11 protein-coding genes are annotated in these 12,803 nt (G+C 73.0%); 2 read left to right on the top strand and 9 right to left on the bottom strand.

What is annotated here, in order from left to right:
- Positions 1-46: 46 nt before the first annotated feature.
- From ACQCO7_RS34945 to ACQCO7_RS34915, 7 genes are all read right to left on the bottom strand, one after another.
- Positions 47-778 carry a rhomboid family intramembrane serine protease gene (locus ACQCO7_RS34945; RefSeq protein ID WP_464075554.1) on the bottom strand — a complete coding sequence of 244 codons (732 nt, stop codon included), beginning with the start codon at positions 776-778 and terminating at the stop codon, positions 47-49.
- 99 nt (positions 779-877) lie between these two features.
- Positions 878-2,710, bottom strand: a complete 1,833-nt coding sequence (gene dnaK / locus ACQCO7_RS34940; RefSeq protein WP_464075553.1) for a molecular chaperone DnaK — start codon at positions 2,708-2,710, stop codon at positions 878-880.
- 197 nt (positions 2,711-2,907) lie between these two features.
- Positions 2,908-3,333 carry an OsmC family protein gene (locus ACQCO7_RS34935; protein WP_464075552.1) on the bottom strand — a complete coding sequence of 142 codons (426 nt, stop codon included), beginning with the start codon at positions 3,331-3,333 and terminating at the stop codon, positions 2,908-2,910.
- A 72-nt stretch (positions 3,334-3,405) separates the two neighbouring features.
- On the bottom strand, positions 3,406-5,202 hold the full coding sequence (locus tag ACQCO7_RS34930) for a vWA domain-containing protein (protein ID WP_464075551.1): 1,797 nt from the start codon (positions 5,200-5,202) through the stop codon (positions 3,406-3,408).
- On the bottom strand, positions 5,199-6,260 hold the full coding sequence (locus ACQCO7_RS34925) for an AAA family ATPase (RefSeq protein WP_464075550.1): 1,062 nt from the start codon (positions 6,258-6,260) through the stop codon (positions 5,199-5,201). The genes ACQCO7_RS34930 and ACQCO7_RS34925 overlap by 4 nt, the downstream gene beginning before the upstream one ends.
- A gap of 89 nt (positions 6,261-6,349) precedes the next feature.
- Positions 6,350-8,362: an alkaline phosphatase family protein gene (locus ACQCO7_RS34920; RefSeq protein WP_464077362.1), complete on the bottom strand. Its 2,013-nt coding sequence runs from the start codon at positions 8,360-8,362 to the stop codon at positions 6,350-6,352.
- A 103-nt stretch (positions 8,363-8,465) separates the two neighbouring features.
- Positions 8,466-8,867, bottom strand: coding sequence for a hypothetical protein (locus ACQCO7_RS34915; RefSeq protein ID WP_464075549.1), 402 nt, complete (start codon positions 8,865-8,867; stop codon positions 8,466-8,468).
- 83 nt (positions 8,868-8,950) lie between these two features.
- Here ACQCO7_RS34915 and ACQCO7_RS34910 point away from each other — a divergent pair, with 83 nt between their 5' ends.
- Both ACQCO7_RS34910 and ACQCO7_RS34905 read left to right on the top strand, forming a co-directional pair.
- Positions 8,951-9,724, top strand: coding sequence for an MBL fold metallo-hydrolase (locus ACQCO7_RS34910; protein ID WP_464075548.1), 774 nt, complete (start codon positions 8,951-8,953; stop codon positions 9,722-9,724).
- Positions 9,721-10,356 (top strand): DedA family protein, encoded by a 636-nt coding sequence (locus ACQCO7_RS34905; RefSeq protein WP_464075547.1) that lies wholly within the window; start codon positions 9,721-9,723, stop codon positions 10,354-10,356. The genes ACQCO7_RS34910 and ACQCO7_RS34905 overlap by 4 nt, the downstream gene beginning before the upstream one ends.
- Here ACQCO7_RS34905 and ACQCO7_RS34900 read toward each other — a convergent pair.
- Together ACQCO7_RS34900 and ACQCO7_RS34895 are read right to left on the bottom strand one after the other, a co-directional pair.
- The gene (locus ACQCO7_RS34900; RefSeq protein WP_464075546.1) at positions 10,353-11,408 is read right to left on the bottom strand and encodes an MBL fold metallo-hydrolase; all 1,056 of its coding nucleotides are present in this window, start codon (positions 11,406-11,408) and stop codon (positions 10,353-10,355) included. The genes ACQCO7_RS34905 and ACQCO7_RS34900 overlap by 4 nt on opposite strands.
- Positions 11,405-12,730: an aminotransferase class I/II-fold pyridoxal phosphate-dependent enzyme gene (locus ACQCO7_RS34895; protein ID WP_464075545.1), complete on the bottom strand. Its 1,326-nt coding sequence runs from the start codon at positions 12,728-12,730 to the stop codon at positions 11,405-11,407. Before ACQCO7_RS34895 ends, ACQCO7_RS34900 begins: the two co-directional genes overlap by 4 nt.
- Positions 12,731-12,803 lie beyond the last annotated feature (73 nt).

The raw sequence follows: 12,803 nt of genomic DNA, 5'->3' as shown, positions 1-12,803 counted from the left end.
TACCGAAAGCGGTGACTCCGTAGCAACCGGTTGCCGCAACCGGTTGCTACAACAACCCCAGGTCCTTGAGTTCCTTGTGCAGGTCGGCCCGTGAGCCGTCGGCCGGCGACGCGGGCAGCTCGCCCTTCGTACCGCCCCCGCCGGTCACCGAGGGCGTCGCGGGAGCGCTCGGCTCGCTCTTCGGCGCCTTCGCCCTGCGGTCGCGCAGCAGCCACGCCCCGAGCAGCCCGCCGACGAGCCCTCCGAGGTGGCCGAGCCAGCTCACGCCGGGCGTGCCGGGGACGGCGACCGTGAGGAGGTACGCGAACGACGCGCCCATGACGACGCCGACGAGGCTGTCGATCAGGTGCCGGTCGAAGAGGCCGCGGACGACGACGTACCCGAAGTAACCGAAGATCAGCCCGCTCGCGCCGACGGTCGAGACGCGGTCGGCCTCGAAGAGCCAGACGGCCGCGCCGCTGACCACGGCGACCAGCCCGGACAGCACGAGGAACTTGGCGACGCCCCGGTACGCGGCGAGGAACCCGAAGACGAACAGCGGGCCCGAGTTGCTCTCCAGGTGGTCCCAGTTCCAGTGCAGGAACGGCGCGGTGAGGATGTGCGTGAGGGAGCCCGCGTCGCCGGAGACGATGCCGTAGTCGCGGGAAAGGGCGTAGTCGTCGGCGAAATTGGCGAGCTGGATCGCCCAGACGACGGCCACGAAGGCGAACATCACGAAGAACGCCTTGCGCGCCTCCGCGATCATCTGCTCGGCGCCGACCTGCTCTCTGGTGGCCATGACCACTCCCCCTGTTCGTACCTCTTTCGGCCACTGTACGCATGCGCGGGGTGATTTCCCCAGCCGCGTTTCAGTAGGCGGTTTCTACGCCGCTCCGCCTTATTTCTCCTGTTCGTCGTCGATGATCTCGGCGTCCACCACGCCGTCCTCCTCCGGCCGGGACTGCGGCTCGGCCGGCTCCTGGGCGCGCGCGTACATCGCCTCCCCCATCCGCTGGCTCACGGCGGACAGTTTCTCGACCGCGGCCCTCAACTCGGCCGTGTCCGGCTCCCCTTGGAGCAGCGTCTTCACCTCGCCGACCGCGCCGGTCACCTCCGCGCGGGTCTCCGCCGGGACGCTCTGTTCGTTCTCCCGGACGAACTTCTCGGTCTGGTACACGAGTTGCTCGGCCTGGTTGCGGATCTCGACGGACTCGCGCCGCCTGCGGTCGTCGTCGGCGTACTGCTCGGCGTCGCGCATCATCCGGTCGATGGCGTCCTTGGGCAGCGCCGAGCCGCCGGTGACGGTCATCTTCTGCTCGCGGCCCGTCGCCAGGTCCTTGGCGAAGACGTGCATGATCCCGTTGGCGTCGATGTCGAACGCGACCTCGATCTGCGGGACTCCGCGCGGGGCGGGCGGCAGCCCGGTGAGGTCGAAGACGCCGAGCTTCTTGTTGTACGCGGCGATCTCCCGTTCACCCTGGTAGACCTGGATGCCTACGGACGGCTGGTTGTCGACGGCGGTCGTGAAGATCTCCGAACGCCGGGTGGGGATCGTGGTGTTGCGCTCGATGAGCTTCGTCATGATGCCGCCCTTGGTCTCGATGCCGAGGGACAGCGGGGTGACGTCGAGGAGGAGGACGTCCTTCACGTCGCCCCGGATCACCCCGGCCTGGAGCGAGGCACCGAGCGCCACGACCTCGTCCGGGTTGACGCCCTTGTGCGGGTCCTTGCCGGTCAACTCCCGTACCAGGTCCGACACTGCGGGCATCCGCGTCGAGCCGCCGACCAGGATGACGTGGTCGACCGCCGAGAGCTTCACCTTCGCGTCCTTGACGGCCTGGTGGAACGGTGTGCGGCAGCGGTCGAGCAAGTCGGCGGTGAGCTCCTGGAACTGAGCCCTCGTCAGTTTCTCGTCGAGGTGGAGGGGGCCTTCCGCGGACGCGGTGATGTACGGCAGGTTGACGGTGGTCTCGGTCGACGACGACAGCTCGATCTTCGCCTTCTCGGCGGCCTCGCGCAGGCGTTGGACGGCCATCTTGTCCTTGCCGAGGTCCACGCCGTACTGGTTCTTGAACCTCTTGACCAGGTGTTCCACGATCCGCTGGTCCCAGTCGTCCCCGCCGAGCAGGGTGTCGCCGTTGGTGGCCTTGACCTCGATGACGCCGTCGCCGATCTCCAGGAGCGAGACGTCGAACGTGCCGCCGCCGAGGTCGAAGACGAGCACGGTCTGCTCGTCGCCCCGGTCGAGTCCGTACGCGAGGGCTGCGGCCGTCGGCTCGTTGATGATCCGCAGCACCTTCAGCCCGGCGATCTCCCCGGCCTCTTTGGTCGCCTGCCGCTGGGAATCGTCGAAGTAGGCGGGCACGGTGATGACGGCGTCGGTCACGTCCTCACCGAGGTAAGCCTCCGCGTCCCGCTTGAGCTTCTGCAACACCCGCGCGGAAAGCTCCTGAGCCCGCAACCGCGCGCCGTCGATCTCCCCCTGCTCGGGGAACCGCCAACTCCCGTCCCCCATATGCCGTTTGACGGACCGGGCGGTCCGATCGACGTTGGTGACGGCCTGCCGTTTGGCGACCTCCCCGACCAACACCTCCCCGTTCTTGGCGAAGGCGACGACAGAGGGAGTGGTCCGCGCCCCTTCGGCATTGGCGACAACGGTCGGCTCCCCACCCTCCAGCACGGCCACCACCGAATTCGTGGTCCCCAGATCGATCCCGACCGGCCGTCCCATAGCCGTCCCCTTCCCTACCGGGCACCTCGGACTCTCCAGCAGAAAACTTGAGCACCCCCTTGTCAAGGGGGCCTACCGTCCCGCAACGGCGGACAGCCGCCCCGCCCACCGCCCCGCATCCGCCACACGACAAAGCGCGCGGGCCCTCGAAGGAGACCCGCGCGCCGGCAAACGGCAGTAACCGCTTACGCCCTGTTTCAGACCAACTCGGCCGTCAGCGTGATCGTCGTGCCCGTGAGCGCCTGGCTCACCGGGCAGTTCTTCTTCGCGTCCTCGGCGGCGGCGGCGAAGCCCTCCGCGTCGAGGCCGGGGACCTCACCACGGACGGTGAGGTGGATCCCGGTGATCCCGGTACCGGGCTGGAACGTGACGTCGGCCTTGGCCTCCAGCCGGGTGGGAGGGGTCCCGGCGCCGGTGAGGCCGTGCGAGAGCGCCATGGAGAAGCAGCTGGAGTGCGCGGCGGCGATCAGCTCCTCGGGGCTGGTCTTCCCGTTCGCGGCCTCCGCGCGCGACGGCCACGACACGGCCTGCGAGCCGATGCCGGAGGAGTCGAAGGAGACGGTCCCGTTCCCCTCGACCAGGTTGCCTTCCCAGACGGTGTGTGCGGTACGCGTGGTGGCCACGTTGAGTCCCTTTCGCTGTCACATCGGTCCCGGTACCGGGACGTCGTACCCCCTATCCGATCACACTCCACATCACCGCACGTGGAAGACCGGCCCTCGTGGGGTGAACGGCAGCCGGCGCCCTTGGGGAAGAAGGTAGGCGTGCTCCTGCCGCACGCGCAGCACATCGCACCACCCGTCGGTGATGACGAGCACGGGCGCTCCCTCGGGAAAGTCCCCGGCGCGCGTCAACAGGTCGATGCCGGGCTGGAGTTCGGTCCCGCCACGCCCGCGCACCCGGACCCGCCCGGCGATCTCGGCGACCGGCAGGTACCCGGCGTCGTAGGGCGCGGCATCGCAGAACACGACGCGCGCGGCGGGCACGTCCCGGGCCTCGGCGTACGAGGCGATCGCGCCGAGCGCCTTTCCGAGCAGCGTCCGTTCCATGGACCCGGAGGTGTCGAGGACGACGCCGAAGGTGCAGCGGGCGACCTCCTCGGGCGGGAAGTACCGCCCGGCGCGCGGGACATCGGGGGTGGCGGCCTGCCGCCGGGAGGGCCGGGAGTACGTCCGCAGGGGTTCGGGACGTGGCACGAACTCGTCGAACCAGCGGGCGAGTCGGGCGTCCCACGGCAGCGGCGGTTGGCTGAGCGCCCGGATCTCCTCGACCAACCCGGCGGGCAGGTACCCGCGTTGCTGCCGGTCGTGGAGTTCGAACCCCTGGCACAGCCCGCGCCGGTAGAACTCGTCGAGGTCGACATGCTCGCGGGGCGCCCCGACGGGCCCGCCGAGCAGGTCGCCGAGCCCCTTCCCGCGCAGGGTCCCCAGGCGCCGCATCCGCCGCAGGTCTCCGGCGATCCGGTCGTACACCTCCTCGGCGGACAGCCCCGTCAACTCGGCGTCGTACAGCAGCCCTTGGGGCATGACGCCGACCTGCATCTCGCGCAGCCAGGCGTTGACGACGTAGTCGCAGGCGACGTTGAAGAGGTACGGGTCGCGGGGTCCGCACCGGTCGCCGTGGCGCAGGGCGGCGTGCAGCATCTCGTGCGCGAGGACGAACCGCCATTCCTCGTCCTCCAGTTGGCACAGCGGGTTGACGTAGATCTCCCCGGCCTCGGCGTCGACGGCGGCGACGGATATGCCGTGGGCGCGGGCGAGTTCGGCGTCGGCGACGAGGGTGATGCCGGAGGCGATGCCGCCGAGCAGGGGGTAGGAGGAGACGAACCAGCTCAGCGCCCGATGCCAGGGCCGCAGGGGTTCCCGCTCGCCGGTGACGCTGTCGCGCCGCCCGCCCGCGACGTCCAGGGCGGCGCTCATCGTACGGGTGAGGGCCTGCGCGAACTCCGGCTGCCAGTCCGGGGGTTGGGTGTACTTGTCGCCCCAGGTGACGAGCACCTGGTCGGCCCCGGAACCGGCCGTGCCGCAGCGGTCGTAGGCGGGCGGAATCCCGTCGCGCCGCCAGCGCGCGGCGAGTTGCTCCTCGTCACCGTCGGGATAGGAGGGCGGCAGATCCTCGGGGGTGCGGCCGACGGGGAACGTGAGCAGGAACCGGTTGACGACGGCGCAGCGCGCGGCGAGGTCGAAGCGGTCGGGCTGGACGCGTTCGCCGCGCGCGGCGGGTACGTGGCCGAAGCCGAGGTGGAGGGCGGCGTGGGCCAACGCCCAGGCCCAGTCGGCGGGTTCGGCGAACCGGGCCGGGTCGGCGTGGGCGACGCCGTCGGACCGGACGCGCAACAGGCCGTCGCGGGGCGCGAGTCGGCAGTCCTCGTGCCGACAGGTGCTGAGCGGCACGGAGTTGAGCGCCGGGTTGGCCCGCATGAGCCGCATCCCCTCGGCGAACGCCTCCCCGGCGACGTCCCGCTTCTTCTTCTGCCGCCCGCCCCGGCTCACTTGCGCGCCTCGACGAGCCGGGGCATGTCGCGGGCCGCCTCGACGAGGAACCAGGACGGCAGGAGAGGGTTGCCGTCGGCGTCGGAGGCGATGACGCCCTGGGCGATCTCCACGGAGATCTCGGCGAGTTGGACGAGCAGCGCCTTCGCGCGGTACGCGGTCTGGCGGCCGTTCGCCGACATGTGCTCCTTGCTCGCGGGGAGTTCCTTCACGAGGCGCTCGCGGAACGACTCGGCGAGGAAGTACAGCAGGTCGCGGTCCTCGACCCGGTGCGGCCAGCGGGCGTCGCCGCGCAGGACGGCCTCGATGCCGAAGCGGCTGCGCACGATCTTGACGTACCCGCTGAACGCGGTCGCGTGCGCGGGCGTCAGCGTGCCGTGCGCGAGGACCTTGAGGGTCTCCTCGTCGAGTCCCTGGCCGAAGGAGTGCAGGGCGTCGGAGAGCATGTGCCAGGAGCGGGGCGTGGAGAACGGCTCCTCGGTCTTCGGGGGCTTGGACCAGAGGTGGTCGGGGCGGTCGGTGAGGTGGTCGAGGATCCACGGGTGGATGCCGGCGCCCGCAGCCCAGGCCAGCCAGTCCTTCGCGGACACCTCCAGGTGGACGTGCGCGAGGCGGTTGACCAGCGCGGACGAGATGGGGCGGGCGAGCGCGTTGTCGGTGGCGCGGTTCCCGGCGCCGACGACGATCGACCCCTCGGGGAGTTCGTAGGTGCCGATGCGGCGGTCGAGGATCAGCGAGTAGAACGCCTTCTGCACGTCAGGGGTGGCCGCGTTCAGCTCGTCCAGGAACAGGCAGTACGGCTCGTCGCGGGCGATCGTCTCCGGCGGGCAGAACACCGAGCGGCCGTCCCGGATCTGCGGCACCCCGATCAGGTCCTCCGGGGCGAGCTGCGTACCGAGCAGGCTCACGCACTCCAGTCCCAGCGAGGCGGCGAACTCCCGTACCAGGGAGGACTTTCCGATGCCGGGCGCACCCCACACGAACACCGGCCGGACGGTGGCGAGACCGAGGAGGAGTTCGGGGAGACGGGCGGGCGTGATGGTGACGGCTGCTTGCACCAGGACAGTGTGGGTGGGCGCCGTGAAGGTTTGCAGCTTATTTTCGGCTTGTACGACTATGACTCACCCGGCGCACCGCGCCCCCGCGCCTATGCCGCCTGCCGGTCCTCGTCCGTGTCCTGCACCGGTACCTGCGGCCCGTTCGCCTCCCCCAGCCAGCGCCGCAGCACCCGGTGCACCTGCTCCGCGCCCACCAGCTCCGCCCCCTCCTCGACGGGCTGCGACAACGCGCGCGGGGACATCAGGAACGGCTTCCCCTGCGCACCTCCGAGCCCTCCGTGCGACCCGATCTGCTCCTCGAAGGCGAGCACCTCCCCGTCGGCCGGTTCGTGGAAGGAGTTGACCATCACGTCGGCGGTGTGCGGGAAGCCGTGCGTCCGGCGTACGGCGTCGGCGGCGCCGCGTCCGAAGGCGGTCAACGGCCCCCGGCAGTCGGCGAGTTCGGCGACCGGGATCTCCGCGCCGTACGCGCCGAGGACGACCCCGCCGTGCTCGGCGCTGGCCACCAGCAGGAAGCCGACGCCGGGGTGGTTCGCGAGGGTCGTCAGCAGCGCGGGGTGGCGGGCGTCGATCTCCTCCTTGGTCATCCGGTGCGGGACGTCGGGGAAGGAGATCAGGCCGAGGTTCCCGGAGGCCAGCACGATCGGTTCGGAGCGGCGCGCGGGCCGGTGGCGCTCGCCGCGCTCCTCGACGGGCCGGCGCAGCGCCGCGCGGACGGCGGCCCGCGCCTCGGCGCCGCTGTGCGTGCGCTCCGCGCGGCGCGGCACAGGCAGCCCGCAGCCGGCCCGGACCAGGTCGCCCAGGGTGAGGCCGTAGCGCGCCTGGAAGGTCTCGCCGGGGCTCTGGCCGTGGTCGGACAGGACGACGATCCGGTACGGGCGCGGCGCGTGCTCGGCGACCTTCTCGATCAGCGCGAGGGAGCGGTCGAGGCGGGCGAGGACCTTCTCGGCGTCGCGGCTGAGCGGCCCGGAGTGGTGGGCGACCTCGTCGTAGGCGACGAGGTCGGCGTACACGGACGTGCGCCCGGCGAGCATGTCGCCCATGACGGCGGCGACCACGACGTCCCGTTCGACGACCGTCGCGAACGCGCGCACCAGCGGATAGAGGCCGCCGCGCTTCACGCGCGGGCGCTTGCGGCGTACCCGCGCGCGGGTGGACTGCCCGATCTCCCGGCCGACCTCGGCGACGAACGACAAGACCGTGCGTACGGCGTTGGCGGGGTCGGAGAAGTAGGCGAAGTACCCGGCGCGGGAGCGGTTCTCGCGCCTGCGGCGGGCGGCGACGGACAGCACGAGGGCCTGTTCGTCGGCGCCGCCGCCGAAGAGGTTGCCACGGCTCGCGCCGTCGGCGGACAGCAGGCCGGTGTCGCGGGTGCGCTCGACCGCGCGGCGCTGGAGTTCGGCGGCGCTGGTGGGACGGTTGCAGACCATGACCTCCCGGGTGTCCTTCTCGTACCAGCGGAAGGCGGGGATGTCGTGGTTGGAGCCGTGCAGGATGCCGAGCTGGCTGGCGCCGGTCTGGCTGGACCAGTCGGTGCGCCAGGGGGTGAGGCGGTGACTGCCGCCGTCCGTGTCGAGCCAGCGGGCGACGGTCGGCATGAGGCCCGTGTGCGCGGCCGTGTGCAGGAGGTCGTGGCCGACGCCGTCGAACTGGAGGAAGACCGTCCCGGGCGTCTGCGGGCTCGCGGGGCCGCTGCGCCGGCGACGGTCCGCGAGGCGGTAGAGGCGGCGGCGGTAGGCGTCGTCGTCGCGGACCGCGAGCGCGCCGCCGGTCGCGGAGGCGACGGCGGACATGACGGCGGCGACGATCACGGCGGTCTCGGGGGCGGCTGCGCCCTGCGCGGACGGGTTGACGCGCAGCGCGACCAGCAGCAGCGAGCCGTTGAGCGCGAACACCAGCAGGCCGAGGACGAGCGCGGGGACGAGCAGCAGCAGCCGGACGAGGACGGGCCAGGCCAGCGCCGACAGCACACCGAACACACCGGCTCCGGCGCCGGCGGTGACGGCGATGCGGGTGGCGCTGTCGCCGTCGTTCGAGGTGAGCCGGAAGTCGGGGAGGATCCCGGCGAGGATGAGCATCGTGAGCGTGGACGCCGCCCACACCGTGATGCTGCGCCCGATCTGGCTGGCGATCCGCCGCCAGTGCCCTCCGCTCTTCACGGTTCCACCCTGTCACACGCCACTGACAACGCCGTCCGCAAGCCGCCTACCGGCCGTCGTACCCGGCCGTCGGCATGGACAGCCTGCGGTGGACGCGGGCCTTCATCTGGGCGTCGTACGCCGGTTCCGCGCCGCCCACGGTCTCCACCCGCACACCTCGGCGGGTGCACTCGGCGGTGAACTCCTCGACGGAGGACAGGGCGCTCGCCAGTACGCGCGCGCTGGGGGCGACGAACAGGTCGGCACCGGGGCGGACGCCGTCCCACAGGACGCAGTGGTCGGCGCGGAGTCCGCTGACGACGAGTTCGCGGACGACGGTGTAGCCGTGCTCCTCGGCCCAGCGGGCGCAGATGGCGTGCTGGGTGCGGGAGTCCACGAGGAAGGGGTCGTCGTCGAGCTCCTGAAGCGGCGTCAGACTCGCGATCGCCGTGACGCGCACCGGTCCCATGGCGCCCCCTCACCTCTGGGTTTCGCCGCCGACCCTACTCCTGCCCGTAGGCTTCGGGGGAGTCGCGCGAAGGAGGCAAAGGGGTGCCGGTGGAGATCACCTGGTGGGGTCACGCCACCTGCACGGTCACGGATTCGAACGTGCGCCTGCTGACCGACCCCCTGTTCGCACGCAGACTGGCGCACCTGAGGCGGCGGCGGGGCGCGACACCCCCCGAGGAGGCCCTGCGCGCGGACGCGGTGCTCGTCTCCCACCTGCACTCCGATCATCTGCACATTCCCTCGCTGGCGCGGCTCGCGCCGGGTACGCGCCTGCTGGTGCCCCGGGGTGCTCCGCGCGCCGTCCCGGGTCTGCGGCGCCTGTCCCACCTGGACGTCACCGAGGTGGCGCCGGGTGACGAGACGGCTGTCGGGCAGGTGCGCGTGCGCGCGGTCCCGGCGCGGCACGACGGCCGGCGGCTGCCGGTGGGCCCTCAGCGCGCGCCCGCGCTGGGGTACGTCGTGGAGGGCGCGGCGCGGACCTACTTCGCCGGGGACACGGGGCTGTTCGAGGGGATGGCGAAGGAGGTCGGGCCGGTCGACGTGGCGCTGCTGCCGGTGGGCGGCTGGGGCCCGTACCTCGGGGAGGGGCATCTGGACGCGGGGCGCGCGGCCGAGGCGCTCGCGCTCCTGGGGCCGCGCAGCGCCGTTCCGGTGCACTACGGCACGTACTGGCCGATCGGGATGGACGCCGTGCGCCCCCATGAGTTCCATGCGCCGGGTGACGAGTTCGTGCGCCTGGCCGCCGAGCGCGCACCCCAGGTCGCGGTGCACAAGCTGGCGCACGGGCAGAGCGTGCGCCCGGAGGTCGCCCGGTGAGCTGGGGGTGGCTGGCGGCGGGCGCGTCGACCGGGGCCACCGAGTCGACACAGCAGGCGATCGGGTATCCGACGCTGTTCCTGCTGGTGCTGCTCGGGGCGCTGGTGCCGGTGGTGCCGACGGGGGCGCTGGTGAGTTCGGCGGCCGTGGTGGCGTTCCATCAGACGGCGCCGTTCGCGCTGGCGCTGGTGTTCGTGACGGCGTCCTTCGCGGCGTTCTGCGGGGACGCGGCGCTGTACTGGCTGGGGCGGCGCGGGATGAGGTCGAAGAACGGCTCGCGGTGGCTGGCGGCGATCCGCGCGCGGGCGCCGGAGGAGAAGCTGGCGCAGGCACAGGCGCGGCTCGCCGAGCACAACATCGCCGTCCTCGTCCTGTCCCGGCTCGTCCCCGCCGGGCGGCTCCCGGTGATGCTGGCGTGTCTCCTCGCGGACTGGCCGCTGCGGCGTTTCGTGCGGGGCAACCTGCCGGCCTGTCTCGCGTGGGCGGTGACCTACCAGCTGATCGGCATCCTGGGCGGTTCGCTGTTCCCGGAGCCCTGGGAGGGTGTCGTCGCGGCGGTCGCGCTGACCGTGTCGATCAGCGCGGCGCCGGTGCTGTGGCGGCGGCTGCGGGGGCCGTCGCGGGCGCACTAGGCCAGCAGCCTGGACCCTCCGATCGGCAGGTCCCACAGGTCGTCCCGGTCCAGCCCCGCCGTCTCCCAGGCGGCCCGCACGCGCGTGAGGGGTTCCAGGACGGGTTCCGCCGACAGGACGAACGTCCCCCAGTGCATCGGCGCCATCCTGCGCGCGCCGACGTCCCGCGCGGCGCGTACGGCCTCCTCGGGGTCGCAGTGCACGTCGCTGAGCCACCAGCGCGGGTCGTAGGCGCCGATCGGCAGCAGGGCGAGGTCGATGCCGGGGTAGCGCCGGCCGATGCGGGAGAACCAGTGGCCGTAGCCGGTGTCCCCGGCGAAGTAGACGCGCCGCCCGTCGGGCGCGGTGAGGACCCAGCCGCCCCACAGGGACTGGCAGGTGTCGGTCAGGGTGCGCTTGGACCAGTGGTGGGCGGGCACGAAGTCGAAGCGCACACCGGAGAGTTCGGCGGCCTCCCACCAGTCGAGTTCCGTCACGCGCGTGAAGCGGCGCCGCCGGAACCAGACGCCGAGCCCCGCGGGCACGAACACGGGCGTGTCGCGCGGGAGGCGGCGCAGGGTGGGGGCGTCGAGGTGGTCGTAGTGGTTGTGGCTGATGACGACGGCGTCGACCTTGGGGAGGGTCTCCCAGGGGACGCCGACGGGGGTGATGCGCGCGGGCGTGCCGAGGATGCGGCGCGACCAGACCGGGTCGGTGAGGACGGTGAGCCCGCCGACGCCCACCACCCAACTGGCGTGTCCCGCCCAGGTGACGGCGATCGTGCCGGCGTCCACGCGGGGCGGTGCGCCGGGGGTGACGGGCAGCCGGGTGACGTCCGCGAGGCCCTGCCTGCCGGGGCGCACGGAGCCCTCGCGGGCGAAGCGGGCCATCGCCTTCAGGCCGGGCAGCGGCGCGGTCAGCCGGTCGTGGAACGCCCGCGGCCACACCCTGCGCTCGCCCAGCGGCCGGGGTTCGGCCAGCGGCGGGTACGGGGGCGCGAGGGAGGAGGGGTCCGCCGGGACCGTGCTGTCCCGCGTGGTTGTGGCCGCTGCCGACTCGGACTGCTGCGTCATCGGGGCTCCCATCGCTGAGCGTCGCTCCGGAGGCCGTCGAAGACCGACCTCATGTGGGTCAACGTGCGGTGCACGTGTGGCAGTTCCAACGGCGAGGGTGACGTGAGGCATTCCGCCCGTTCGGCGTCCGTCGCACCCAGCAGGGCGCCCGTGGACAGGCGTACGCGCAGGGCGCCCAGATCGTCGCCGAACCGGTGGCCGCCGGGCGCGGGCATGCCGAGCCGTCCGGTGAGGTGGTCCTCCAGTTCCTGGGCGTCGCCGACCCCGCGCGCGGCGAGAGCGGAATGCAGGGGGCCCAGATCGACGTACACATGACGCCCCGCGCGCGGGGGCCGGGACAGTGCGCCCGCCGTGACAGCGATGCTGTGCACGGCGTCGGCCACGCGCGCGTGGAGGCGGACGACGGCCTGTACGCGCGCGGTGACCTCGTCGGGCTCCTCCAGCGCGCGGGCGGCGGCTGCCGCGACCGGGGTCGCGACGCGGGCGCCGAGTGCGGTGAGGACGTCCAGCACGCGCGCGTGGAGGTCGGTTCCGGCGGGGAAGCGGGCGGTCGCCGCGGGCCAGCCGGCCGGCAGCAGCGCGCCCGCGAGGTCGCTGACGACGGTGACCTTGTCCGGGAGCATCTCGGCAGGGCTGACGAACACCGTGTCGTGCGGGGCGTGGACGGTGTCGCGCCAGGTCTCGTCGCTGACGAGGTGCAGGCCGGCCCCCTCGGCGGCCTCCACGGCCTCGTGCACGGCCTCCGGGGGCGCGACGGTGGCCGTGGGGTCGTCGGCGGGCGACAGCACGAGCAGACGCGGCTCCCCGCCCTCCTCCCGGACCCTCCGGACGGTCTCCAGGAGCGCGTACGGGTCCGGCACTCCCCCGCACTCGGCGGGCGTCGCGACATGGAACACCGGCCGCCCCAGCAGCCGCGCGTACGGCGCCCACCAGGCCGCGCAGGGCCTCGGCACGAGCACGTCCCCGCCGAGGGCGGCGGTCAGCGCCAGCAGCAGGGCGGGCGCACCGGGAGCGACGGCCACCCGCGCGGGGTCGGCGTCAACGCCCCGCCGCGCCCAGTACCCGCACGCGGCTTCCCGTATCGCGGCCCCGCCTCCCACCGGCTCGGCACCCGCGCGCGAGGCCACGGAGGCCAGGGCATCGGCGAGAAACGGCAGAACGGGAACTCCGTCGCCGGGGAGGGGCGGACCGTACCGGACGGGGCCGTGGTCCTCGGGGCGGGCAGCGGCGGGGGGCGGCTCGGTCTCCTCGGGGACACGCGCGCGGGGGCGCGGGTCTGCCGGGTGGGCCGACCGGTCGCGCGGGGCCTCTCCTGCACACACGCGGGAGCCTGCGTCCGGTGGCGGGGTCGACCGGTCGGGTCGGTCCTCTGCCGCACGCGCGCGGGGGCGCGGC

Source organism: Streptomyces saintjeani (assembly GCF_055409605.1).
Note: the sequence above shows the minus strand (reverse complement) of the source record. Positions and strands in the feature narration are given on the sequence as shown.

What these genes read in the sequence shown, in the direction of transcription:
- ACQCO7_RS34945 (WP_464075554.1), bottom strand. Translation starts at nt 778, where the DNA reads ATGGCCACCAGAGAGCAGGTCGGCGCCGAGCAGATGATCGCGGAGGCG.
- dnaK (WP_464075553.1), bottom strand. Translation starts at nt 2,710, where the DNA reads ATGGGACGGCCGGTCGGGATCGATCTGGGGACCACGAATTCGGTGGTG.
- ACQCO7_RS34915 (WP_464075549.1), bottom strand. Translation starts at nt 8,867, where the DNA reads ATGGGACCGGTGCGCGTCACGGCGATCGCGAGTCTGACGCCGCTTCAG.
- ACQCO7_RS34900 (WP_464075546.1), bottom strand. Translation starts at nt 11,408, where the DNA reads ATGACGCAGCAGTCCGAGTCGGCAGCGGCCACAACCACGCGGGACAGC.